Raw genomic sequence first — 24,027 nt, forward strand, 5'->3', positions numbered from 1 at the left:
TTTCCCGTCGAGCGGACGACTCTTCTTATCCGTCTTGAAGCGGCGACCTTGATCGCGCCGCCGTCCGCCGCCTATGCAGGTGTTTTCGGCGTGGTTGCTTCATGAGTCTTTCTCGTCCTCCGATCCGGCCAGCGGCCGAGCGCAATATCGCCTCGTACGCGGTGGACTTGGCCGCGGCGCTGGGCGCCCGCGCGGCCTTCACCCTGACCGGCGGGATGGCGATGTACCTGAACCGGGCGGTCTCGACCCATCCCGGGCTCAAGGCGGTCTACAACCAGCACGAACAAGCCTGCGCCGCCGGCGCCGAAGGCTACGCCAAGGCTTCAGACTACCGGGTCGCGGGTTTGGCGGTGGTCACGGCCGGGCCGGGGGTGACCAACACCATCACCAGCCTGTGCTCGGCCTATGGCGACAGCGCCCCGGTCATCGTCCTGGCCGGCCAGGTCAAGACCGCCGACATCGACAGTTTCGGCACCCGCACCCACGGCGCCCAGGAGGTCCGTTCGCGCGAGCTGGTCAGCCCCTGCGTCAAGCGCTTCGTCCGCATCACCGCGGAAGGGTTTCGCGACGAGCTGATCGAGACCTTCGCCGAGGCCTTCACCGGCCGACCGGGGCCGGTGTTCGTCGAACTGCCGCTCGACGTCCAGAACCTGGTGATCGACTACGCGCCCGAGGAGGTGCTGGCGGCGGTCCAAGCCGTGCGCGATCGGATCGCCGGTGACGCCGCCCCATCCGACGCCGCCTCGCTGACCCAGGCTCTGACCTGGCTGCTGGGCGGCCGGCGGCCGCTGGTCTATGTCGGCAACGGCTGCCGCGTAGCTGGGGCCGGCAAGGCGGTGCGGACCTTCCTGGAGGCGCACGGCGTGCCGGCGGTGTTCTCCTGGTTGTCGACCGACCAGTTGCCGGCGGCCCATCCGCTGAACTTCGGCGCGCCCGGCGGCCTGGCGCCGCTGTCTGCCAACCAGATCCTCTACCAGGCCGATCGCGTGCTGTTCTTGGGCGCGCGGCTGGACCTGGGCACCACGGCCTTCCAGCGTCACGACTTCGGAGCCCAGGCCGAGCGGCTGATGGTCGATGTCGACGCCGGCGAACTGGCCAAGTTCGCCGGCCTGGCCGACACCCGCACGCTGCGGGCCGACCTTTCCGCGCTGGCGGCCGCCGTCCAGTCGACTGGGGCTGTCTCCAATGTCATGGCCGCCGACTGGCGCGCCTGGTGCGAGGCCCGCCGAGCCGAGTACCTGGCCGACGAGCGCCAGCGCCTGACGGTCGACAGCCTGAACGTCTTCGGCGTGGCCCAGCGCCTCTCGGCCTGGTCGGCTGGCAAGGTGTTCGTGCCCACTGGTTCGGGCTCGGCGATCGAGGCCTTCATCCGCTTCTTCGCCCCGGGCGAAGACAGCCGTTGCTTCTTCGGCGCCTCGCTGGGCGCCATGGGCCTGGGTCTGCCGCAAGCGGTCGGCGCGGCCTTCGCCACCGACCGCCGAGTGATCTGCGTCGAGGCCGACGGCGGGCTGATGCTGAACGTCCAGGAACTGGCGACCCTCAGCCACTACGCGCCAAAGGGGTTCGTGCTCTTCGTCTTGAACAACGACGGCTACACTTCGATCCACGCCTCGCAGAACCGCCACTTCGGCGCGGTGGGCGGGGCGGGACGGGAGTCCGGCGTGTTCATCCCCGACTACGGCCAGGTCGCCCCGGCCTTTGGCCTGCGCTACGCTCGCGTCGATAGCCTAGCGGCCCTGGACGACTTGCTGCCGACCCTGGACGCCGAAGCCCCGCCGATCTTCGTGGACCTGATCATCGATCGCGCCGAGTCCCTGGGGCCGACCGTCAAGACGGTGATCTCACCCGAGGGCAAGCTGTCCTCGACGCCGCTGTCCGACATCCAATGGTAGACGCCGCCCTGGCCCGGCTGTTTTCGCTGGAGGGCAAGGTCGCCCTGGTCACCGGCGCGTCGCGGGGCATCGGCGCCGCCCTGGCGGAGGGCCTGGCGGGGGCGGGGGCCAGGGTCGTCGGTGTGGCCCGCTCGCCGGTGCCGCGCGACGCGTTCCGCCAGCCGGTGCGCTATGTCGCCGCCGACGTGGCCGTGGGGCTGGACGCGCTGGTCGCCGAGATCGTCGCCGAGCACGGGCGCATCGACGTGCTGGTCAACGCCGCCGGGGTCAGCGTCTCGGCGTCGTCGGATCAGGCCCTGGCCGCGTTCGACGCGACGCTCGACGTCAACCTGCGCGCCGCCTATGCGGCCTGCCTGGCGGCCGCGCCGCACATGACGTCAGGCGGCTCGATCATCAACGTCACCAGCATCAACAGCCTGGTCGGCTTTCCCGGCAATCCGGGCTATGTGGCGGCCAAGGGCGGCCTGCGGCTGCTGACCAAAGCCCTGGCGGTCGACCTGGGGCCGCGCGACATCCGGGTCAACGCACTGGCCCCGGGCTACATCCGCACCGACATGACCGCCGCCAGCTTCGCCGATCCCGAACGCCACGCCGCCCGGGCGCGCCACACCTGCCTGGGCCGCTGGGGCGAGGTCGGGGACCTGATCGGGGCGGCGATCTTCCTGGCCTCGGACGCATCGCGCTACATGACCGGCCAGGACCTGGTGATCGACGGCGGCTGGACCGCCAAGGGGCTGACATGAGCGACCTGGCTCGCCGCATCGGTTTCATGCAGGGCCGGCTGTCGCCGCAGATCGACGGCAAGATCCAGGCCTTCCCCTGGCCCTATTGGCGAGACGAGTTCCCGCGGGCCAAGGACCTGGGTTTCGCGCGGCTGGAGTGGACGCTGGACCATGACGACCTGGCCACCAATCCGCTGATGACCGCCGAAGGCCAGGCCGAGATTCGGGCCTTGTCGGCCACGCACAGGGTCGTTGTCTCGTCGATCACCGGCGACTGCTTCATGCAGGCGCCGTTCTGGAAAGCGGAGGGTGTGGCCCGAACGGCCCTGATCGAGGAGATGGCGGCGGTGATCCGGGCCGGAGCGGCGGTCGGGGCGTCGATCGTGGTCGTTCCGCTGGTCGACAATGGCTCGGTGGCGACGCCGGCCGAGGAAGCGGCCCTGGCCGAGGGCCTGGCGCAGCTGACCCCGCTGTTGCGCGAGACGGGGGTGCGGATCGCGTTCGAATGCGACTATCCGCCGGCCCAGTTGGTCCGGTTCATTGCGGCCTTTCCCGCCGACGTCTTCGGGATCAATTTCGACATCGGCAACAGCGCCAGCCTGGGCTGGGCGCCGGCCGAGGAGATCCCGCTGATCGCGCCGCGCTTGGTCAACGTCCACGTCAAGGACCGGGTGCTGGGCGGCGCGACCGTGCCGCTTGGCCAGGGCGACGCCGATCTGCCGGCCGTATTCGAGCTGCTGGCCGAGGTCGGCTACGACGGATTCCTCATCCTGCAGACCGCCCGGGCCGCCGACGGCGACCATCTCGGCGCGGCGCGCGCCTATCGCGACCTTGTTTTGGACCTGGCGGGCGGATCATGAACCTGGAGCTCGACGGCAAGGTCGCCCTGGTCGGTGGCGCCAGTCGCGGCATCGGCCTGGCGATCGCCAAGACCCTGGCGGCTGAAGGCTGCGCCGTGGTCCTGTCGGCGCGGGGCCGCGAGGGCTTGGACGCGGCGATGGCCGAGGTCGGCGGCGCGGCCTGGGGGCAGGTCGCTGATCTCGCAGAACCGGCGGACTGTGAACGCCTGGTGGCGGCCGTCGAGGCCCGGTTCGGCCGGCTGGACATTCTGGTCGCCAACGCCGGCTCGGGCGCCTCGGTCGCGCCGGGTCGCGAGACGCCGGATGAGTGGCGGCGGGTGATCGCGCTGAACCTGTTCACAGCCACCAACCTGATCGGTGCGGCGCGGCCGCTGCTGGCTCGCGCCAAGGACCGGGACGGCGGCGGGGCGATCGTCTGCGTCTCGTCAATCTGCGGCCGCGAGGCGCTCGGCGCGCCGGTGACCTATTCGGCCGCCAAGGCCGCGCTGGACGCCACGATCAACGGCCTGTCGCGCCCGTTCGCCGCCGAGGGGATCCGCATCAACGGCGTCGCCCCGGGCAACATCCTGTTCCCGGGCGGGACCTGGGACCGCAAGCAGGCCGAAAATCCCGAGGCGGTCGCCGCCATGCTGGCCCGCGACGTGCCGCAGGGCGTTCTAGGCCGTCCGGAGGACGTGGCCGACGCGGTGGCCTTCCTGGCCTCGCCGCGCGCCGCCTTCGTAACCGGCGCGGTGCTGGTGGTCGATGGCGGCCAAACACGGACGTGAGGAGCCTCCGATGACGCAGCCCGTCGGCCTCGCCGCCTTCGACCTGACAGGCCGGACCGCCCTGGTCACCGGCGCGGGCGGCCTGCTGGGCCGCGAACACGCCGCCGCCCTGGCCGAGATCGGCGCCAGGGTGATCCTGACCGACCTCGACCTGGATGCGGCGCAAGCCGCCATCGGGTCGCTGGGCGAGGTTCACGGCGACCGCCTCGTGGCCGCCCCTCTGGACGTCACCTCCGAGGCTTCGATCCGCGCGGTTCTCAAGGCGCATGGCCCGATCGACGTGCTGGTCAACAACGCCGCCGTCGATCCCAAGGTCACCGCCACCGGCGGTCCGGAATTGAGCCGCCTGGAGCACTTCCCGCTGGAAAGCTGGGACTTCCAGATCGCCGTCGGCCTGACCGGCGCCTTCCTGTGCGCCCGGTTGCTGGGCGCGGAGATGGCGCGGCGAGGGGATGGGGTGATCCTCAACATCGCTTCGGACCTGTCGGTGATCGCGCCCGATCAGCGCCTGTACCGCAAGGACGGCGTCGCGGAAGACGAGCAGCCGGTCAAGCCGGTGACCTATTCGGTGGTCAAGGCCGGGCTGGTGGGCCTGACCCGCTATCTCGCCGGTTACTGGGCGGGGCAGGGGGTGCGGGTCAACGCCCTGTCGCCGGGCGGGGTGTTCAACGATCATCCCGAGGACTTCGTCGGCCGGCTGAGCCAACTGATCCCGATGGGCCGCATGGCCGGAGTCTCGGAGTACCGTTCGGCGGTGCAGTTCCTCTGCTCGCCCGCCTCCAGCTACATGACCGGCCAGAACATCCTGATCGACGGCGGGCGGACCGTGCTGTGACGATCCAATGGAGCGCTTCATCCATGTCTGTTTCCGACACCACGCTGTCCCTCGCCCAGTTCCGCGAAGCCCTCCTGGCCGGCCGGACAGGGCTGGAGGCGAGGCTCCCGCGCATGACTCGGCTCGAAGGCGCGCGGAAAGTGCTGGTCTACACCTATGGCACGCGGGGCAAGGACCTGGCGCTGCAGTTGCGGGCGGCGGGGATCGGCTGCGTGATCTACGACAACGGCGCCGCCGCGAGGGCCAACGCAGAAGCCGACGGCTTCGAGGTCACGCGGGATCTAAGCCTGGACCTGCCGCTGATCGTCGCCGCCGGTCAGAACCAGATCGAGATCCTCGGCGAGCTGACGCGCGAGGCCTATTCGTTAGCCGAGGGGCTTTATGCGCTGAACCTGCGCAACTCGTACGGTCCGGCGCGGGCCTTCAGCGACTCCGTCGTCGACGACGCCGAAGACCTGTTCGCGGTCTATCACGGCCTCGACGCCGGCTGCCGTCGTGCTTTTCTGGGGGTGTTGCAGTATCGCGCCTCGCTGGACGTCCATTACCTGGCCCATCGCCGACCGGTGGGCGAGATGTGGCGGCCGCCGGTCGCCGGCCTGCGGATCGAGTCGTTCTGCGACATCGGCGCCTATGACGGCGACAGCCTGACGGCCACCAAGGCGGTGTTCCCGGAGCTGTCGCGCAGTCTCACCATCGAACCCAGCGCGGCCATGGCGCCGGTCATCGCCGCGGCCGCCGAGCGGCTGGGCGTGGCCAACCGCAACTTCATCGGCGCGGCCTGGAGCCATCCCACCCGGCTGGACGCGCGGCTGATCTTCAACGGCATGCTGGTGATAGAGGAAAACACCGCCGGCGACATCCAGACCGAAACGCTGGACGCCCTGGTGGGCGAAGAGACCTATGATTACGTCAAGATGGACGTGGAAGGCTCGGAGGCGGCGGTGATGGCGGGCGGCGCCGAGGCGCTGCAGCGGGCCCGCTGCATCGCCGTGGCTTCATACCATCTGCCCCATGACCTGACCGCCGTGCCGGCTCAGCTGCGCCGCCTGGTCGGCGATGAGGTCGGCGAGACCTGGCGGCTAGCCTTCGCCCACTATTCGCAGTCTTTCGACGACTCGATCTTCTACCTTCACCGCGCCTAGGAATGGGTGGGGTTCATGAAGATCTGCGATGTCTCCAGCGCCGCGTGCTGCGCCTGCTTCAAGGTCTGATCGGCGGCCTTGGCGGCGCGTTCCAAATCGATCAGGCGCTGATTGTAGGCCCAGAGCTCGGCGAACTGCGCCAGTCGGTCTGACCGGCAGTGGACCAGCGCCGCTTCCAGCACGCGCTGGTGGCCGACGTTGAGATACTTGCCTGCGCTCAGGCCCCGCAGGATATTTTCGAAGATGGTGTCGACGAAGGTCACCTGGGGCGGTTCGTAGCTGGTGACTTGGCGATAGCCGGACGCTCTTTCGAACAGATCCTTGGGTGCGCCCACCTTCTGGCAAATCTCGAGCAGCAGGCGGGGGAAGGTGGCCGCATAGTCGAAGAAATTGCCCGCGTTGTAGTCGAGCATCGGAGAGTTCTCGACCCGGTGCACCAGATGGTTTGCGGCGCTGTAGTAGGCCGGCGCATGGGCATGCTTCTCGAGGTAGGCGGCTACGTGGGGGTGGCGGCTGTCGGTACGAAGATAGGGCTCGGCATCGAGCTTGCGGGCAGCCTCGGTGCTTTCGATCTGAGCGCTGATGAAGGCCAGCTGGTTCATGCCGAAGGCGCAGAAAAGGTCGATGAAGCTGTCGAAGCGTTTGTCCGGCACCGAATTCAGCTGGGCGTAGAAGACTTGGGACAGGTCCGCGTTGGCGGCGCGCTTGTTCATCGTCATGAAGCCTGGCGCTTCGCGTTCCAGAATGTTGACGACGTTGGCCACGCCGCCTTCCAGCAGTACATCGTCCGATCCGAACACCCAGGTATAGCGCCCGCGGGCGCGCCAGGGCGCGGCGAAGAAATTGAAGAAGCCGCCCTCGTCGCGGGCGTTGATCATGTAGCTCAGACGCGGGTAGTGCGCCGCCAGGGCCCGGATGATGTCGACCGTGTCGGCGTTCGAGGCGTTGTCGCTGATCAGCACTTCGACCTTATCTTCCAGGCCGTCCTTCAATTGGTCCACGATGCTCTGAACGGTAAGCTGCAATTCCGCGGGCCGATGAAAGCTGGGAATCACGATGCTGAGCGTCGGCTCATGCGCGAACTGCCGGATCTGGCTGTCGGCGAGGGCGCATTCGAGTTTGGGCATGAGCTCTCTCGCTTGGGGATCAGGCGGACGCCGCGACGCGGGTGCGGCAGAAGGCGTGGAGGGTGTCGAGCATGTAGGCGATGTGGTCGGCGCCGAGGCCGGGATAGACCCCGATCCAGAACGTCCGCTCCATGATCGTGTCGGCGACCGTCAGCTCGCCGGCGATCCGGAAGTTGCGGCCGGCCATGTAGGGCTGGCGCACCAGATTGCCGCCAAACAACAGGCGCGTGCCGATGCGGGCGTCCTCCAGCCAGCGTGTCAGCTCGTTGCGGGTGAAGGGGGCGTCCGGCCTGACGGTGATCGGGAAGCCGAACCAGGCCGGGTCGCTGTTCGGCGTCGCCTCGGGCAGAACCAGGAATTCCTGCAGGTCGGCCAGACCCGTCTTCAGGGCCGCGAAATTGCGCTTTCGCGCCGCGATGAAGCCGTCGAGATGGTCCAACTGGGCCAGGCCCACCGAGGCCTGCATGTCGGTCATCTTCAGGTTATAGCCGAGGTGGCCGTAGGTGTATTTGTGGTCGTAGCCGCGTGGCAGGTCGCCCATCTTCCAGCCGAATCGCTTGCCGCAAGTGTTGTCCTGACCTGGCGCGCAGAAGCAGTCGCGGCCCCAGTCGCGGAACGACTCCGCCAGGCGGCGCAGGAATTCGTCATTGGTGAACACCGCCCCGCCTTCGCCGGTGGTGATGTGGTGGGCGGGATAGAAGCTGAGGGTGGCGATGTCGCCGAACAGCCCGACCTGTTTGCCGTCATAGGTCGAGCCCAGGGCGTCGCAGCAGTCCTCGACCAGCCACAGGCCGTGGTCGTCGCAGAGCCGGCGGATGGCGGCCAGGTCGAACGGGTTGCCCAGGGTGTGAGCGGCCATGATCGCCTTGGTCTTCGGGCCGATGGCGGCGGCGACCTTGTCGGGATCGAAGTTGTAGGTGGTCGGCAGCATGTCGACGAACACCGGGACCAGGCCGGCGCCGAGCAGCGGATTGACCGTGGTCGGAAAGCCGGTGGCGGCGGTGATCACCTCGTCGCCGGGCTTGAGCTGGCGAGCCTTCAGCTTGGGCGAGGTCAGGGCCGAGAGGGCCACCAGGTTGGCGGACGAGCCGGAATTGACGGTCATGGCGAACCGGGCGCCCAGGCGCTGGGCCAGCTTGGCCTCGAAGGCGTCGTTGAAACGGCCCGTGGTCAGCCAGAAGTCCAGGGCGGAGTCGACGAGGCTGCGCATGTCCGAAGCGTCGTAGATTCGGCCTGACACCGGGACGGGCGACGCACCCGCCTCGAACGCCTTCGGCCCATGGGCCAGCGCGTGATACTCCTCGACCAGGGCGAGAATCCTGCCGCGGAGCGCCGCGGTTTCCTCCGAAGGTTCCTGAAACGATATGACGCGCTCTCCGATGCGCCGGCGATCGACGACCTTGCTGCTCCGCTCAAGCGGAGACGATGATTATCGCCGATTCGGTCCAGGGGCGGCGCGTCAAACTGCCGTGCGCGCTCGGTGGGAATCCCGGTCGGCTTTGGGGACGTCATGACCATCGGCATCGACGAGGACTTCTGGCGCGGGCGGCGAGTGCTGTTGACCGGCCATACCGGCTTCAAGGGCGGCTGGATGAGCCTATGGCTGGAGCGGCTGGGCGCGACCGTGCGCGGCGTGGCGCTGCTCCCCGACAGCCAGCCAAGCCTGTTCGAGGCGGCGCGCCTCGCCGAGGGGCTGGACAGCGTGATCGCCGACGTGCGCGATCCCGATGCGATGGACGCCGCCGTTCTGGATTTCGCGCCCTCGGTGGTGATCCACATGGCCGCCCAGCCTCTGGTGCGTCGCGGCTACGAGGCGCCTCGGGAGACCTTCGCCACCAATCTGATGGGCACGGTCAACCTGCTGGACGCCGTGCGTCGCCAGCCGCGTCCGGCCGTGACCCTGATCGTCACCACCGACAAGGTCTATGAGAACCTCGAGCATGGCCAAGCCTATCGGGAGGGTGACCGTCTCGGCGGCCGAGATCCCTACAGCGCCAGCAAGGCCTGCGCCGAACTGGCGGTAAGGGCCTATTTCGCCTCCTTCCTGGAAGGTGTCGGCGCGGCGGCGGGCGTCGCGCGGGCGGGAAATGTGATCGGCGGCGGCGACTGGTCGCGCGACCGGCTGCTGCCGGACGTACTATCGGCCTTTGCGCGCGGCGAGGCGGCGGTGCTGCGCAATCCTGCGGCCGTGCGCCCCTGGCAGCACGTGCTGGAGCCATTGCAAGGCTATCTCCTGGCGGTCCAGGCCCTGGCCGCCTCGCCGGCGAGCGGGCTGCGGGCCTGGAACTTCGGTCCCGACGCGGATGGCGCCCGTCCGGTCGACGACGTGGCGCGGATCGCCGCGGAAATGTGGGGGAGTGACGCGCGGTTGGTCGAGCGGATCGACTCTTCCGCGCCCCACGAGGCGGGCCTGCTGACCTTGAATTCCGACCTGGCCAAGGCCGAGCTGGGCTGGAGGCCGCGCCTGGACCTTGAGCAATCCGTCGCCCTGACGATCGACTGGTGGCGGGCGGCCCTGGCCGGTGGCGACCTGCGCTCGACGACCCTGGCGCAGATCGATCGCTACGTTTCGTCCAGCGCGCCCGTCGCCGCCAGGTAAGCGACCGTGTCGGCCACGGTCCGCGCCAGTGGCGTCGGATGCTCGCCGCGACGGAAGAGGGCGCCTTGATAGCGTCGGCCGTCGCCGACGTACCAGTCGCCTGGACCGTCACCAGGCTCCTGGCGTTCGATAGGCGGATCATTTCGACCCAGGGCCTGGCCGACCGCCCTCGCCAGCGCGCCCAATTCGACGACCTCGGCGCCGCCGACATCGAACGGCTCGGCCGACTGCGTCTCGTCCACCGCCATGTCTAGGATCACCCTCGCCATTTCCGAGACGTGGACGAAGCTCCTGAACACCGGATCGGCGGCGCCTATGGTGATCCGGCCGCGCCGTGCGAGGGCCAGGATGAACGTCCCCAGAGCATAAGCTTCGGTGTGGTTGATGAAGGGGCCGCCGAGGTTGAACACGCGTGGAATCAGGATGGGCTTGCCGGTCCGGTGGGCCCACTCCGCAACGACCGCCTCATGCTCGCGTTTCATGACGGTATAGGCCACGCGATCTGGCGGACCCACGTCGGGGCGGCCGACGGCGCCCGACGAGACTGTGACCAGTCGTCGCGTGTCGGCCATATCAGCCAGGGCCAGAACCCGGCCCAGCAGGGCGTCGTTGCGACGTCGCATTTCCTGTAGATCGCCGCCGTCGACCCGGTCGCCGCCGACGATGGCGGCGTGGAGGATCAGCCATTCGCCGTTTCCAAGGCCAGTCAAGGCGTCCAGCGGTTCGATCAGGGGCCGCTGGTCGCGAAGTTGCAGGGGGCGACGGGAAGAGCCGAAAAGGCGCAGGCGCTCGGGCGGCAGGTCGGGGGCGGCGGCCAGGATTTGGTCGACCAGCGCCATCCCGACCCAGCCGGAGGCCCCCACCACGGCCACGCAACTGGAGGATCGCGCTAACCATGCGGCGAACTTGCACCTAGGCATTATCGCCGACTCCATTCTAGACAAGGGAACGCAAATCACGGCCCCAACAGGATGGGCCGCGATAGATATACCAGCCCTCGCTGGAGCCAAGAGCCCTCGCGGCGGCTTCCGCGCCTCGAAAGGCGATGTCCCGGACATCGCTCGCCGTGCAACAGGACCCGGACCATGCAGACCGTCGACGCCCCGATCACCAAGGCGCTTTCCGTGGAGAACATGGCCACCGAGCGCCTGGCTTCGATCCCCTGGCCGCTGGCCGACCGTCCCTTCGTGATCGCCGAGATCGGCATCAATCACAACGGCGACCTTGAGACCGCCAAGTCGCTGATCCGGGTCGCCAGCGAAGCGGGTTGCGACGCCGTGAAGTTTCAGAAGCGGACTATCGACATCGTCTACACGCCTGAGGTGCTGGCCGCCCCCCGTCAGAGCCCCTGGGGCGAGACCCAGCGCGCCCAGAAGGAGGGCCTGGAGTTCGGCGAGGCCGAGTACGACGCCATCGACGCCTATTGCCGCGAGCTGGGCCTGGCTTGGTTCGCCTCGGCGTGGGATGTGCCCAGCCAATCGTTCCTAGCCAAGTACGACCTGCCCTACAACAAGCTGGCCTCGGCGATGCTGACTCATCGCCCGCTGGTCGAGGCGGTCGCCGCCGAGGGCAAGCTGGTGTTCGCCTCCACCGGCATGTGCACGTTCGAGCAGATCGACGCGGCGGTCGAGATCCTGCGCGCGGCGGCTTGTCCGTTCGTGCTGATGCACACGGTCTCGACCTATCCGACCCCGTCCGCCGATCTGAACCTGATGACGATCGACACGCTGCGCCGCCGCTATGGCGCGCCGGTCGGCTACAGTGGTCACGAGGCCTCGGTGGAGCCCAGTCTGGTGGCCGCCATGCTCGGGGCCGTGGCGATCGAACGTCACATCACCTTGGACCGAACGATGTACGGCTCGGACCAGTCGGCTTCGCTGGAGCCGAATGAACTGAAGGGGCTGGTCTCGCGCTTGCGCGACCTCCGCGAATGGCTGGGCGACGGCGAAAAGCGCGTCACGCCCGGCGAGGCCTCGGTCGCGGAGAAGCTGCGTTACTGGTCCGGCGACCCGACCTAGGGCCTGATTGAAAACCTACCAGGACTTCCAGGGCGCGCCACTGGCCCACAGGTCTTCGAGATGGAGCTTCTCGCGCAGCGTATCCATCGGCTGCCAGAATCCGTCGTGGCGGTAGGCCCGCAGTTGCCCGCTCTTGGCCAGGCGCTCCAGCGGGGCCTGTTCGAACACGGTCTCGTCGCCTTCGATCAGGTCCAGGACCCGGGGCGAGAGCACGAAAAATCCGCCGTTGATCCGCCCGCCCTCAGCCGTGGGCTTCTCGACGAACCGCTCGACCGTGTCGCCCTTGATCTTCAGGGCGCCGAAGCGGGCGAGGGGGCTGACCGCCGTGATCGTCGCCTGGGCGCCATGGGCCTCGTGGAAGCGGACCAGCGCGCCGATGTCGACGTCGGACAGGCCGTCACCATAGGTCAGGCAAAAATACGGGTCGTCGGCGACATAGCGGCCCACCCGCTTTATCCGCCCCCCGGTCATGGTCTCGTCGCCGGTGTCGACCAGGGTGATGGTCCAGGGTTCGGCATGACGCTGGTGAACCTCGACCTGCCCGTTCGGTGAAATCGTCAGATCGGCGTTCTGGTAGGCGTAGTTGAGGAAATATTCGCGGACCTTGTCGCCCAGATAGCCGCAGCAGATGACGAAGTCGTTCAGGCCGTGGGCGCTGTAGGACTTCATGATGTGCCAGATGATCGGTCGTCCGCCGATCTCGACCATCGGCTTGGGGCGGACCTGGGTCTCCTCGGCGATGCGCGTGCCCTTGCCGCCGGCGAGGATGACGACCTTGGTCTTGTTGTTCTGCGCCATGCGATCGCTTCCGACGGGAATCTCCGGGGGACTCTAGCGAAATCGAGAGCCGGGAACATCACCGTTCGCGGACGATCGCCTGCGCCCCCGCCCAGAGAAATGGCGTCTGGACGGATCGCGAGGGCCTGCTAAATTCCACCTATGGGTTCAGTTTGCGATATGATCTCTCAATACGCGCAACCTTGACTGTAGGCGGCTCCGTTTCGAGAGATCGCGCGCGGGGGCCAAGGCGCCTCGCGAACGCCCCCGCGGGGCGAGATGCTGTCGCTTTGGATTCCGGCCGGCGCCGACCGTCCGTTGACCTGCGTACCCGAACTGTCCGGGAAGAGTTCCGCGTCCATCTGAGTAATCGAGGAGGGGCCATGAGCGCTTATCGCGGTTTCATCGTGTTGGGGGCCGGGATCGTCTTGGTCCTGCTGCCGTTCCTGATCTTCGTCGCCGCCGGCTGGCCGGGCAGTCCCGACAGCTGCATGAACACGACGCCCAACACCTGTTTCTGCGAGGCCTTCGACCCGGCCGACGTCATCGCGCACGCCCGGGGAGTTCGGCAGCCTGTCAACACCTGGTTCAATCTCTATTCGATCCTGACCGCCGGCCTCGTGGCCCTGATGCTCTATTGCGATCGAAAGGACGGACCGCGCGGCGAAAACGTTATGCGGTCCGACAACTTCATCGCCGACCTGTATGTCTTCGCGGTGCTGTTCCTGGGCCTGGGCAGCATGTGGTTCCACGCCTCGATCGTCGGCTGGGCGGGAAACTTCGACGGCCTGTCGATGTACATCTACGCGGCCTTCCTGGTGTTCTACACCTTGCGCCGCCTGGTCCCCGCCGACTGGGTGTTCTGGGTCTTCTATCCAATCACGGTCGTGGTGTTCGTGATCATCCACGCCCTTTGGCAGTGGGAGTTCAAGTCGCTGATCCTGATCGTCACCCTGGTGGCGGCCTATCTGGCGCTTGAGATCGTCGCCTGTGTGCGGGAGGGCAAGCCCTGGCAGGGCAAGTGGCTGACGATCCTACTCTGGTGGCTCGCGGTGGGCTGCATCATCGCCGCGACCGTGTTCTGGGCGCTTTCGCAGACCGGTAAGCCGATGTGCCACCCCAACGACTTCTTCCAGCCGCACGGCATCCTCTGGCACCCGCTGGCCGGGGCCATGGCGGTGCTGCTCTACTTCTATTGGCGAGAGGAGAACCGAACCTGACGGGCGGCTCCGATCATGAGCGTGTCGGGACCCGCTCGCGGCCTTCGCGCGGAAGGGGCGTCTTTGAAGCCGGGGCCGGGTGTTTTGCACGACCGGGCGGTTCTGAAGCGCGGCGTCTCCATCCCCCGCGTATCGGCGCTCGGATGTGGTCCTGATGCAGCTAATACGTTCATTTTTGGTTTCAAGAATGCAATGAGGAGAATTTCAAGAATTACAACTCAACACGCTTCGTGCGGTAAAAAATCGCTATATATATTCTAAATATTGAACATATTTGTAGTTTTTAGTTGAGTGAAAATGTCCATATATGGCAAAAACGCCAAGTAATATATGTCTATGTCGGTGTAGTATATTATGTAACCTTCCAATAATTATATTGGAAGTGTGAATATCTGTGCCTAAAAATTTTGTATTGAAGATATAAATCTCATAAGCGAGTGAAATACAAGCTTTCCATTTGCGAGAAATTCGGCATTAGTGCGCCTTGACGTCTTTGGGTTGTACCTGGGGAGTGATCAGAACATGCCCGAGGGGCTGGAGGAAACAACGCGGGACTTGATTGGGTGGACCCAGGAGGTCCTGCCGGGGCGGGCCGTCGTCGCCCGATCCCTGAGTGATCGTGACTGCGGAGAGGGGGTCGATCTCCGCCTGATCGGCCTGGCCCCCTGCGCGACGCCTCGGGCGGCCTCGCCGCCGCTGACCCTGACCGTCGACTATCTGGTTACGGTCCGCGCCGCGGATCCCATCGTCGAGCAGACGGGCGCCATGGCGCTGATGTTCGCGGCCATGGAGCACGACGAGGTCGAGGTGGTTCTGGATCGTGAGGCGCTGAGGCTGTGCGCCGACCTAGACCTGCCGCCGGGGCCCGGCTTCGTGCTGCGGGCCACGGTCGCGATCGCGCGGCGTCGCGCGGCGGTCCGGGCCGCCCTGGTTCGCTTTCCGCTCAAGATCGACTCGGGCGAGCTCGGCGTGCTGCAGGGCTCGGTCCTGGGACCCGGCGACACGCCGGTCGCCGGCGCCGTCGTGCGCGTCGAGGGCGTGGACCGCACCGCCCAGACCGATGCATTCGGCCGCTTTCGCCTCCATGGCCCGGTTGGCGGCAAGAACAGGCCCGTCCGTCTCAACGTCCGCGCCCGCGGGGTCGAGATCGACCGTGAGGTCGAGACCGGAAGCCCCGTGATCCTTCGTCTACCGCTGGAGATTTGACATGCCGTCCTATTTGAGCCCCGGCGTCTACGTCGAGGAGATCGACTCCGGAACCCGTCCGATCGAGGCGGTGGGAACATCGACGGCCGGTTTCGTGGGGACCGCGCCGAACCCCGACGCCTTCGTCGACGAGGCGGTGGCGATCAACAATTGGAGCGAGTTCCGGCGACGATACGTGCGCGACGGCGACAAGGGCACCGACCTCGCCAACGCCGTCTACGGCTTCTTCCTGAACGGCGGTTCGCGCTGCTACGTCGTCAACACCAGGGCCGACGGCGCGATCGCCGGCAAGGGGCGAGGGCTGGACGCCCTGGCGGCCATCGACGAGATCGCCATCATCGCCGCTCCGGGCCGCACCGACGCGGCCTCGCACGGGGCTCTGCTGGACGCGGCGGAGTCGCTGAAGGATCGCGTGGCGATCCTGGACGCCCCGCCGCGCGTCGATGACGTCGAGGTTCTGACCCGCGCCGCCGACGGCGGCGCGACCACACCTGCGGCGCCCGCCGCCGAGGGCCAGACGCCCTCGCAGCCGGCTCGCGGCAAGAGTCCCAAGCCCGGCCTTCGTCCCCGCGATTCCGACGGCGGCTACGGCGCCTGCTACTTCCCGTGGCTGAAGGGGCGCGACGCCGTCGATCCGGACGCCCTGGCCCAGATTCCGCCCTCGGGCCACATGGCCGGCATCTATGCCCGCACCGACAGCGAGCGGGGCGTCCACAAGGCTCCGGCCAATGTCACGATCCGAGGCGCCGAAGGCCTGACCCAGATGTTGTCGCGCGCCGAGCAGGACGTGCTCAACCCCGTCGGCGTCAACTGCATCCGCTTCTTCACCCGCGAGGGCGTGCGGGTCTGGGGCGCCCGAACCCTGGCGCCCAGCGCCAGCAACTGGCGCTACCTGAATGTCCGCCGGCTGTTCAACATGATCGAGGAGTCGATCGCCATCAGCACACGTTGGGTGGTGTTCGAGCCCAACGCCGGCCCGTTGTGGAAGGACATCCAACGCGACGTCGGCGCCTTCCTGACCCTGCTCTGGCGCCAGGGCGCCCTGGCCGGGGCGCGGCCCGAGGACGCCTTCTTCGTCAAGTGCGACGCCGAGACCAACCCGCCCGAGGTGGTCGACGCCGGCCAGGTGGTGGTGGTCATCGGCATCGCGCCCGTGAAGCCCGCCGAATTCGTCATCTTCCGCATCGGCCAGACGGCGGTCGGATCCACCGTCGAGACCGCTTGACCCCCCACCCTTGAAGAGGATCCGTCATGGCCACCAAGCCCGAAGAAGCAGCGGCGGCGCCCAAGGTCGGCGCTCTCCCCGACGTCTATCGTAACTACAATTTCATGCTCTCGTCCCGCGAGATGGGCGATGTCCGCTTCACCGAGTGCTTCGGCCTGGGCGTGCGGATCCATCCGATCCGCTACCGCGAGTCCGGCAGCGGCCAGATTGTCCGGACCCTGCCCGGACCGGTCGAATACGCCGAGGTCACGCTGCGCTACGGCCTCACCAAAACCCCGGCGCTGTGGGATTGGCTCAAGGAGGTCCTGGCGGGCGGAACGCCCCGGCGCAACATCTCGATCGCGATGATGGACGTGAAGGGCACGGCCGAGGTCCTACGCTGGAACCTCGACAACGCCTGGCCCTGCGAGTGGAGCGGCGTGTCGTTCGACGCCCTCGGCCGCGAGGTGGCGATCGAGGAACTGAAGCTGTCCTTCGACACCTTGACCCGAGCGTAAGCCATGGCTCTCCGCCGCCTGTTGTCGGGTTGGCTGATCGCCGTGGCCGCCCTGGCCCGCTCCGTGGCCCAGGCCCTGCAGCGCGCCTCCGAGGATCGATCCGCGTCGGCGCCGGCCTCGGTCATGGCCGCCCTGGCCGAACGGTATCCGGGCGCGCCCGCCCACTGGTTGGCTCACGTCGCCCAGCGGACGTCCCAACTGGCGGAGACGGGCGAGGTCCCGACGTCCCTGAACAGCGACCCGGCCGCGTGGACGCCGCTGCGACCGGAGGCTTCGCCACCGGCTGAGGTGATGGAGCGCGCGCCGCTCGCGCAGCGCGACGGGGCTCGGGCCCGGCCGACGCCCCGTCGCGAGGCGGCCGTTCCTTCCCTGGCAGCGCTGCGTGAGCGGCCGTCCGAGGTATGGCGGCGGCCCGACGGCGCGCCGAAACGACGATCGAGGCCGGTGTTCGCGTCCCCGACTCCGGCGCTCGCACCCGAACCTCCGTCTCCTGCTGCGTCCGCGCCCAGCCCCGGCGCTTCGGCGCGTCGTCCGCGGTCGCCGTTGTCGGTCAAGGCCGCCCCGCCGTCCCTGACATCTTCGGAAACGCTGGCGACGTCGCCTTCCGAAAGGGGCGCAGGCCCCGAAGCAGCCGCGCCAAGGGCGGCCTGGTCAGATGCGCCACGACCGCGCACCGAGGCGCCAGACGCGACGGAGCCCCTGTCCATCCGACGGTCGCCAGCGGCGCGCGAACGGGAAGCCTCGTCGGAGAGGATCGAGGCTGAGCCCGCGCCTCGCGACCGCAAGTCCTGGTTTGTCGAAGCGTTTGCCGAAGCGCCGGCGCGCATCACACGGTTCTTCTCGCCTCGAACGGAAGCGGCGCCGCGCATCGGGCGAACAAGGGACGCTTGGGCGGTCATGGAGGGGGACGACGCTGCCGAACGCGCACCCATGGCTCTTGCCGCCAGCCCGTCCGAGATGGTCCCGCCCGCCAGACTGGATTGGTCGGCCAATACGCAGGTCCAGGCGGCGCCCGCACCGTGGCGGGCGATCTACCGGGCGTTCGTCGCCCTGCGGACGCGATCCCGCTGGGCAGGCCGTTCCGTCGCCGATCCGGCCGCCGCGAAGGCGACGGCGTCGACCAACTGGGCAGCGACGGATGTGTGCGCGCCCAAACCCTCCAGCGGTTTCGAACCGTCGAAGACGATTTTCCCGACGCGCGCGCCGTCGACCGCTTCGCTCGACCCCGATCGAGCCTTGACCCCTCCAGGGATCCGCCCGACCGAACCTTTGGCGTGGCGGACGGTTCGCGACGGTCCGCCCACCGGGCGGACCGCGCCTACGACGGGCAGCGAAGGTTCTGGCCAGGTCAAGCAACCGCGCTTCATGGCTTCCGGCCCTTTCCCGTCGCGGGAGGCCGCGCGCCAGTTCGCCGGTCCGCCGGACAACCGCTGGCCCGCGTTGCCGCCCGCGACCTTCACGCCGCCGCATGGCGTCGCGGCGTCGCCGCCGCGTTGGGACGAGCTGGCCCGTGAGCAGGAGGATGGGCGATGGAGCGTGTAGCCTTCCTGCTGGAACGGTCCGGCGAGCGGATCTCATGCCTGCTCAATCCGGAGAATCTCGAGGCGCGCCGCACCGCCGGGCTGCGGACGCGCTTGGCCGGCGGCGGTTTCCTGGCCGGTGTGGCTCGCTCCGAGGATCCGCTGATCGCCACCGGCGGCGGGGTCACCGAATACGATCTGAACCTGCTGTTCGACGTCGAGGTCGCCCGCGAGGGCCGCTCGCCGACGACGCCGGAAGACGGCCGGGGAGGACCGGCCGAGGACGACGACGTCCGCGTCCTGACCCGTCCATTCTGGGACCTGACCGAGAACGCCGTGGCGGCCGACGGCTTCGCCGCCCCGCCCACGGTCCGGTTCATCTGGGGCAAGTCCTGGAATATCCCCGGCGTCGTACTACACGTGTCCGAGCGCCTCGAGCGATTCAACGCCGACGGCGCGCCCCGGCGCTCGTGGCTCAGCCTGCGCCTGCGCCGCGTCGAGGATTCCGAGCCGCGTCCGGTCCCCGGCCGGCCGGTCACGCCGCAGTTCGAGGCGCCGTCCGGCCTCGACGGCGGATCCGTCGACCAGGCCCCGGCCGTCGATGTGCCGGTCGACAACGAAGGCCTGCCGTTGAAGCGCTTCGACCAGATCGCCGACGACGGCTACGGCGACCCGACGCTGTGGGCCGACATCGCCGCCTACAATGACGTCGATGATCCCCTGAGCCTCCCGGAAGGCACGACCATCGTGTTGCCCTCCCTGGCGATCTTGCAGGAGGCGCGGGCGTGACCTCCATCTTCGCCAATCGCCCGCTGAGGGCTCGTCTCGATGGGGCGCCGCTGGATCCCGACCTGGGGCGTCACGCCGTCTCGGCCTTCGTGCGCCAGGCTCTCAACGCCCCGGCCATGGCCGAGCTGGTCTTCGCCGATCCGCCGGCCGCCGCCCTGGCCAGCCTGCGCCTTGGCGCCGGCCTGGCCTTCTCGGTCGACGGTTCGGGCGATCTGTTCGACGGCGAGATCACGGCGGTCGAATATCAGCGAGACGCCGCCCAGGGACGGGTCGTGCGCCTGCGGGCGCTAGACAGGCTGCACAGGGCGCGGCTGCGCCAGCGAGCCCGGGCCCTGATCGACATGACGGTCGCCGATGTCGCGGGACAGATGGCGGGCGACCTGGGCCTGACCTTCAGTTGCGCCGAGCATCCGCCGACCCGGGCCTTGATCGTCCAGCACGATCAGAGCGACTTCGACCTGGTGGTCGACCTGGCGCGCGACGCGGGTCTCTATCTGCTGCTGGAAGCCGGCCAGCTGCGGCTGGTCAGCCTGGCGGGCGAAGGCGAGCCGATCCCGCTGCGGATGCGCCGCGAGATCATCCAGGCCCGCGCCACGGCGGGCGCCGACTCCCTGCGGCCCTGGACCGGCGCCCAGTCGTGGAATCCCTCCCGCGCCGTGGCGGCCAACGCCCGCGCCGGCCTGGCCCGCCAGGACGCCGAGGAACTGCGGGACGGCGGGCTGACGGCCTTTCCCGATCTGGGCGGCCGGACCCTATTCAACCGCCTGGCCGCCGACGCCGCCGAGGCCGAGAGTCTGGCCCAGGCCGATCTCGACCGGGCCGCGGCTCGCGCCGTCCTGCTGGAGGCGGTGATCGAGGGCGACACCCATCTGCGCCCCGGGCGGCCGGTGAACCTGGAGGGTGTCGGCGATCTGGTCGACGGCCGCTGCGTGGTGACGCGCGCCCTGCATCGCTTCGAGGAGGCCCGCGGCTACGTGGTCGAGATTTCGACCGAGCCGCCGGCCCGGCCTGATCGCCCCCGGGTTCCGGCCTTCACACTGGGCAAGGTGACGGACGCCGACGATCCCGACGGCATGGCGCGGGTGCGGGCCCGCCTGCCGGTGCTGGGCGACGTCGAGACCGGCTGGATGCCGGTGCTGCTGTTGGGCGCCGGCGCCGACAAGGGCGTGGCCATCCTGCCGGAGCCGGAGGACGACGTGCTGGTGCTGTTTCCGGACGGCGACCCGGCGCGGGGCATGGTCCTGGGCGGTCTCTATGGCGAGCGCGCCGCCCCGGGGCCGCGCGGGGCCGGGACGGCCGGCGCCCGGGCCTTCACAGTGCGGACACCGGGCGGCCAGGTTCTGACCCTGGACAGCGTCGACGCCCTGGCGCGGCTGGAGACCCGCGCCGGCGGGCTGTTCGAGTTCGGCCCCAACGGCTCGCGCCTGCGGGCCAGCGGCGACCTGGTCATTGAGGCCCCGGGGCGCCGGCTGACGATCCGGGCCGCCGCCGTTGCGTTCGAGGAGGGCTGAGCATGCTGTGGCTGACCCAGGACGCGACGCTGGTCTGCGATCACGGCGGCCGGGTGGGCGTCGCCCCGACCCAGACCCTGGTGCGGATCAAGAACCGGTTGGCGCTGGTGAACCCCAATCCCCAGTCGCGGCCGATCTCGGCCTGTCCGAACGCCAATCCGGTCATCGGCCTGCGGCCCTGCCTGACGACGCTGGCCGTCAAGCAGGGCTACTCGACCTTCGTCACCATCGGCGGCCGGGCGGTGTGCCTGGACACGGTGACGGGGCTCACCGACGGGTCGCCGCCGGGCACGGTCAATTATCGCGTGGTCGATCCCGGCCAGCGTCTCGTGGCGGCCGGGAGTTGAGCATGAAGACCGTTCGGGGCATCCGGTTCGAAGGCGCGGAGCTGGGCGGGGCGACGTCCGAGCTGCGGCGGCCGGCGGGGCTGATCCTGTCGCCGGCGGGACGGCTGGCCGAGGTCAGCGGCTACGACGCCGTGCGCCAGGCCATCATCCTGCTGCTGACCACCATCCCCGGCGAGCGGGTCATGCGGCCCGGTTATGGCTGCCCGCTGCATCGGCTGATGTTCGCGCCCAACGACGCCACGACCGCGGGCCTCGCCATCCACTACGTGCGCCAGTCGCTCAAGCGCTGGGAGCCGAGGATCGAGATCGTGCGGCTGGACGCCGGCGTCGATCCCGCAGCGCCCAGCCAGCTGACGGTCTCGCTGGACTACCGGGTGCGCGCCAGCAACCAGCCAGGCCAGCTGGAATTCGCCCTCGACCTGCGCGGGGAGGCCGCCTGATGCCGCTGCCCACCCCCAAGCTGGACGACCGCGCCTTCGCCGACCTGATGGCCGACGCCATCAAGGTCATCGACCGCTCGTGCCCGGAATGGACCGACCGCAATCCCAGCGATCCCGGCATCACTCTGCTGGAGACCTTCGCCTACCTGACCGACACCATGCTGTACCGGCTCAACCGCGTGCCGGAGAAGCTGTATGTCAGCCTGCTGAACCTGGTCGGCGCCCAGGTCCGGCCGCCCGCCGCAGCGGCGGCGACCCTGACCTTCACCCGGACGACCGGCAATGCGCGGATCACCATCCCCGCCGGCGCGCGCATCGCGACCAGCGACGGCTCGGTGACGTTCGTGGTCACCCAGGCCGCGGTCCTGGCCGCCGACCAGAAAAGCGTCGAAGCGCCGGCCCTGCATTGCGACATGACCGAGGCCGAGTCGGTCGGCGCGGGGACTGGCGCGCCTGGCCAGAGCGTGCAGGTCAAACGCCCGCCGATCATCGCGCCGTCCGGCGACGGACTGGACCTGATCGTCGGCGTCGAGGCCGACAACGCCGAACTGGCCGACGGGGCGGTGTCGCGCACCCTCGGCGACAAGAGCTACCGGATCTGGCGGGAGGTCGTCAGCTTCGCCGACGCCGCGCCGACCGACTGCGTCTATCGCGTCGACCGCGCCATGGGCCGCATCCAGTTCGCCCCCGCCGTGGCCGGCGAGGGATCGACGCCGTTGTCAGCCGTTCCAGCGCTGGGGCGCGACATCCGGGTCTGGTATCGCGGCGGCGGAGGACGGGCCGGCAACGTGGTCCCTGGCGCCTTGACGGTGTTCAAGACCCCGATCCCCAACCTGGCGGTGACCAATCTGGCGCGGGCCGCCGGCGGCGCCGATGCCGAGACCGTGCAGGCGGCGATGCGGCGCGGGCCGCTGGAGCTGACCTCCATGCGCTGTGCGGTCACCGCCCGCGACTTCGAGCGGGTGGCCTTGAGCGTCGGCGCGGTGGCGCGAGCCAAGGCCTACGCCCAGTCCCAGGTCTGGGCCCATGCCGCTCCGGGGGTGGTCGAGATTCTGCTGGTGCCGGCGGTCGACGCCGAAAAGCTGCCGGACGCGGGGGTCACCGCTCAGGCCGTGATCGAGCGGAGGAGCGAGGAGTTGCGGGCGCGGGTCCAGAAGGCGGTCGACCAGCGCCGGCCGCTGGGCGTGCAGACCTCGGTCGGCTGGGCCAGGGTGCGTCCAGTTTCGGTGGCGGCGCGGGTGGTGGTCAGCCGCGAGGAAGACGCCCCGGCCGTCGAGGCGCGCCTTCGCATCCGGCTCAACAAGCTGTTCTCGCCGCTGCGCGACGAGCCGTTCGGCCAGGTCGTGCGGGCGTCGGACGTTTATGAGGCCATGCTGGCCGACTCCGGCGTCCGCTATGCCGATCAGCTTCGCTTGACCATCGGCGAGGCGCCCGACCGCGACGTGTCGGACCTGCTGCGCGACCCGCACCAGGCTCGAACCTGGTTCGCCGCCACCAACCAGGGCCTGCACCGCAGTCTCGACGACGGCAATACCTGGTCGGTGGTGTTCAAGGCCGACGGCGATCGCCCGCTGTTCGTACGCCGCCACCGCGATCGGCCGGGCCTGATGGCCCTGGGCGTGGTCCGCAAGGCTGGCGGAGCCATCCACGTGTCGCGCGACTGCGGTGAGACCTGGAAGACCGAGGCGGCGGTGTTCAACAGCGAGGTGTCCGACGCCGACTGGGTCGATCGGGAAGGCTCACCGCTGTTGTTGATCGCCACCGCCGAGGGCCTGCGCCAGCTCAAACCGTTCGGTGACGCCGGTCCGGCCCCCGTGGTCGTCGACAAGGCCCGCGACACCAAGGGCTTCTACGCCGTGACGGCCTCGGTCTCCTCGGCAGGGGTGGTCCAGGTCGCCGTGGCCGCCCGGATGAAAGGCGGGGTCTATCTGTCGGCCCTCGGCGGGGTGTCCGACAGTTTCCATTCGATCGGCCTGGTGGGCCAGGACATCCGCAGCCTGACGGTGCAACGCTTCAATGCTCGCGACTTCCTCTGGGCGGCGGCCGCGGCCGAGGCCGGCCAGCAGGGGTCCGGCGCCTTCCGGGTGGAGCTGCGCTCGGGCGGCGCCGACGATCCAGAGGGCTTCAAGCCGTTCAATGTCGGCTGGCAGGGCGGGTCCTGCGAGGGCCTCGCCTTCGCGGACCAGTGGGCGTTCGCCGGCTCGAACCGCGGCGGCGTGCTGGCGCTGGACACGACCGTCGCCGCGCCGGCCTGGCGCGCCGCGCCCCTCGACGCCGGGCTGCCGATCCGCGACACCGAACGGTTGCTGCATGTGGTGTCCTGCGTGGCGGCCGCCCCCGTGCCGGGAGGCGCGCCGCAGGTGTTCGCCGGCGGCCCCATGGGCGTCTATCGCAGCCTCGATGGGGCCCTGCATTTCGCCACGGCCTCGGCCACGGTGTTCACCGACCGCATCCCGCTGCCGCCCAACTGGCTCTACTGCGCCGACCAGCACCATCTCTCGGTGGTGATCGATGACGATACAGGGGGCTGATC

Annotated in this window: 22 protein-coding genes; 18 read left to right on the top strand and 4 right to left on the bottom strand. The window is 69.0% G+C overall.

Annotated elements, in window-relative coordinates; translation table 11 throughout:
* The first annotated feature begins 101 nt into the window (after positions 1-101).
* Genes BM066_RS20095 through BM066_RS20120 form a run of 6 tightly spaced genes read left to right on the top strand, consistent with a single transcriptional unit; the run spans position 102 to position 6,218 of the window.
* Positions 102-1,892, top strand: coding sequence for a thiamine pyrophosphate-binding protein (locus tag BM066_RS20095; RefSeq protein WP_089930103.1), 1,791 nt, complete (start codon positions 102-104; stop codon positions 1,890-1,892).
* Complete coding sequence (locus BM066_RS20100) at positions 1,886-2,635, top strand: SDR family oxidoreductase (RefSeq protein ID WP_018062597.1); 750 nt, start codon at positions 1,886-1,888, stop codon at positions 2,633-2,635. Before BM066_RS20095 ends, BM066_RS20100 begins: the two co-directional genes overlap by 7 nt.
* On the top strand, positions 2,632-3,474 hold the full coding sequence (locus BM066_RS20105; protein ID WP_018062596.1) for a sugar phosphate isomerase/epimerase family protein: 843 nt from the start codon (positions 2,632-2,634) through the stop codon (positions 3,472-3,474). The genes BM066_RS20100 and BM066_RS20105 overlap by 4 nt, the downstream gene beginning before the upstream one ends.
* Entirely contained in the window at positions 3,471-4,241 is a 771-nt protein-coding gene (locus tag BM066_RS20110) for an SDR family NAD(P)-dependent oxidoreductase (protein ID WP_018062595.1), read from the top strand. Before BM066_RS20105 ends, BM066_RS20110 begins: the two co-directional genes overlap by 4 nt.
* 10 nt (positions 4,242-4,251) lie before the next feature.
* Positions 4,252-5,076: an SDR family oxidoreductase gene (locus tag BM066_RS20115; protein WP_018062594.1), complete on the top strand. Its 825-nt coding sequence runs from the start codon at positions 4,252-4,254 to the stop codon at positions 5,074-5,076.
* Between the two features lie 23 nt (positions 5,077-5,099).
* On the top strand, positions 5,100-6,218 hold the full coding sequence (locus tag BM066_RS20120) for an FkbM family methyltransferase (protein WP_018062593.1): 1,119 nt from the start codon (positions 5,100-5,102) through the stop codon (positions 6,216-6,218).
* Here the strand turns inward: BM066_RS20120 and BM066_RS20125 are convergent.
* Both BM066_RS20125 and rfbH read right to left on the bottom strand, forming a co-directional pair.
* Positions 6,215-7,345, bottom strand: a complete 1,131-nt coding sequence (locus tag BM066_RS20125; RefSeq protein WP_018062592.1) for a glycosyltransferase family 2 protein — start codon at positions 7,343-7,345, stop codon at positions 6,215-6,217. The two genes, BM066_RS20120 and BM066_RS20125, sit on opposite strands and share 4 nt — an antisense overlap.
* 19 nt (positions 7,346-7,364) lie before the next feature.
* Positions 7,365-8,726, bottom strand: a complete 1,362-nt coding sequence (gene rfbH / locus BM066_RS20130; RefSeq protein ID WP_049801165.1) for a lipopolysaccharide biosynthesis protein RfbH — start codon at positions 8,724-8,726, stop codon at positions 7,365-7,367.
* A gap of 129 nt (positions 8,727-8,855) precedes the next feature.
* On the opposite strand from rfbH, the gene rfbG reads away from it, so the two are divergent.
* A complete protein-coding gene (gene rfbG / locus BM066_RS20135; protein ID WP_018062590.1) occupies positions 8,856-9,944 on the top strand; it encodes a CDP-glucose 4,6-dehydratase in 1,089 nt (362 codons plus the stop codon).
* Here rfbG and BM066_RS20140 read toward each other — a convergent pair.
* Positions 9,908-10,864 carry an NAD-dependent epimerase/dehydratase family protein gene (locus BM066_RS20140; protein ID WP_255367664.1) on the bottom strand — a complete coding sequence of 319 codons (957 nt, stop codon included), beginning with the start codon at positions 10,862-10,864 and terminating at the stop codon, positions 9,908-9,910. The genes rfbG and BM066_RS20140 overlap by 37 nt on opposite strands.
* Before the next feature lie 165 nt (positions 10,865-11,029).
* Here BM066_RS20140 and BM066_RS20145 point away from each other — a divergent pair, with 165 nt between their 5' ends.
* The gene (locus BM066_RS20145) at positions 11,030-11,962 is read left to right on the top strand and encodes an N-acetylneuraminate synthase family protein (RefSeq protein ID WP_018062588.1); all 933 of its coding nucleotides are present in this window, start codon (positions 11,030-11,032) and stop codon (positions 11,960-11,962) included.
* Positions 11,963-11,977: 15 nt separating this feature from the next.
* Here BM066_RS20145 and rfbF read toward each other — a convergent pair whose 3' ends face one another.
* A complete protein-coding gene (rfbF, locus tag BM066_RS20150; protein ID WP_018062587.1) occupies positions 11,978-12,760 on the bottom strand; it encodes a glucose-1-phosphate cytidylyltransferase in 783 nt (260 codons plus the stop codon).
* A gap of 362 nt (positions 12,761-13,122) precedes the next feature.
* On the opposite strand from rfbF, the gene BM066_RS20155 reads away from it, so the two are divergent.
* The 10 genes from BM066_RS20155 (at position 13,123) to BM066_RS20200 (ending at position 24,025) form a co-directional block, all read left to right on the top strand.
* A complete protein-coding gene (locus tag BM066_RS20155; RefSeq protein ID WP_018062586.1) occupies positions 13,123-13,959 on the top strand; it encodes a ceramidase domain-containing protein in 837 nt (278 codons plus the stop codon).
* Between the two features lie 555 nt (positions 13,960-14,514).
* On the top strand, positions 14,515-15,165 hold the full coding sequence (locus BM066_RS20160; RefSeq protein WP_255367665.1) for a carboxypeptidase-like regulatory domain-containing protein: 651 nt from the start codon (positions 14,515-14,517) through the stop codon (positions 15,163-15,165).
* A 1-nt stretch (position 15,166) separates the two neighbouring features.
* On the top strand, positions 15,167-16,390 hold the full coding sequence (locus tag BM066_RS20165) for a phage tail sheath family protein (protein WP_018062584.1): 1,224 nt from the start codon (positions 15,167-15,169) through the stop codon (positions 16,388-16,390).
* A gap of 26 nt (positions 16,391-16,416) precedes the next feature.
* Complete coding sequence (locus BM066_RS20170) at positions 16,417-16,887, top strand: phage tail protein (protein ID WP_018062583.1); 471 nt, start codon at positions 16,417-16,419, stop codon at positions 16,885-16,887.
* A gap of 3 nt (positions 16,888-16,890) precedes the next feature.
* Complete coding sequence (locus BM066_RS27125) at positions 16,891-18,429, top strand: hypothetical protein (protein WP_255367666.1); 1,539 nt, start codon at positions 16,891-16,893, stop codon at positions 18,427-18,429.
* A complete protein-coding gene (locus BM066_RS20180; protein ID WP_018062581.1) occupies positions 18,417-19,196 on the top strand; it encodes a CIS tube protein in 780 nt (259 codons plus the stop codon). Before BM066_RS27125 ends, BM066_RS20180 begins: the two co-directional genes overlap by 13 nt.
* Positions 19,193-20,707, top strand: a complete 1,515-nt coding sequence (locus BM066_RS20185; protein WP_018062580.1) for a phage baseplate assembly protein V — start codon at positions 19,193-19,195, stop codon at positions 20,705-20,707. Before BM066_RS20180 ends, BM066_RS20185 begins: the two co-directional genes overlap by 4 nt.
* Positions 20,708-20,709: 2 nt before the next feature.
* On the top strand, positions 20,710-21,054 hold the full coding sequence (locus BM066_RS20190; protein ID WP_018062579.1) for a hypothetical protein: 345 nt from the start codon (positions 20,710-20,712) through the stop codon (positions 21,052-21,054).
* 2 nt (positions 21,055-21,056) lie between these two features.
* Positions 21,057-21,494 carry a GPW/gp25 family protein gene (locus BM066_RS20195; RefSeq protein ID WP_018062578.1) on the top strand — a complete coding sequence of 146 codons (438 nt, stop codon included), beginning with the start codon at positions 21,057-21,059 and terminating at the stop codon, positions 21,492-21,494.
* On the top strand, positions 21,494-24,025 hold the full coding sequence (locus tag BM066_RS20200; protein WP_018062577.1) for a baseplate J/gp47 family protein: 2,532 nt from the start codon (positions 21,494-21,496) through the stop codon (positions 24,023-24,025). Before BM066_RS20195 ends, BM066_RS20200 begins: the two co-directional genes overlap by 1 nt.
* Positions 24,026-24,027: the final 2 nt, after the last annotated feature.

The organism is Caulobacter sp. UNC279MFTsu5.1 (genome assembly GCF_900114015.1).
Lineage (GTDB): Bacteria > Pseudomonadota > Alphaproteobacteria > Caulobacterales > Caulobacteraceae > Caulobacter.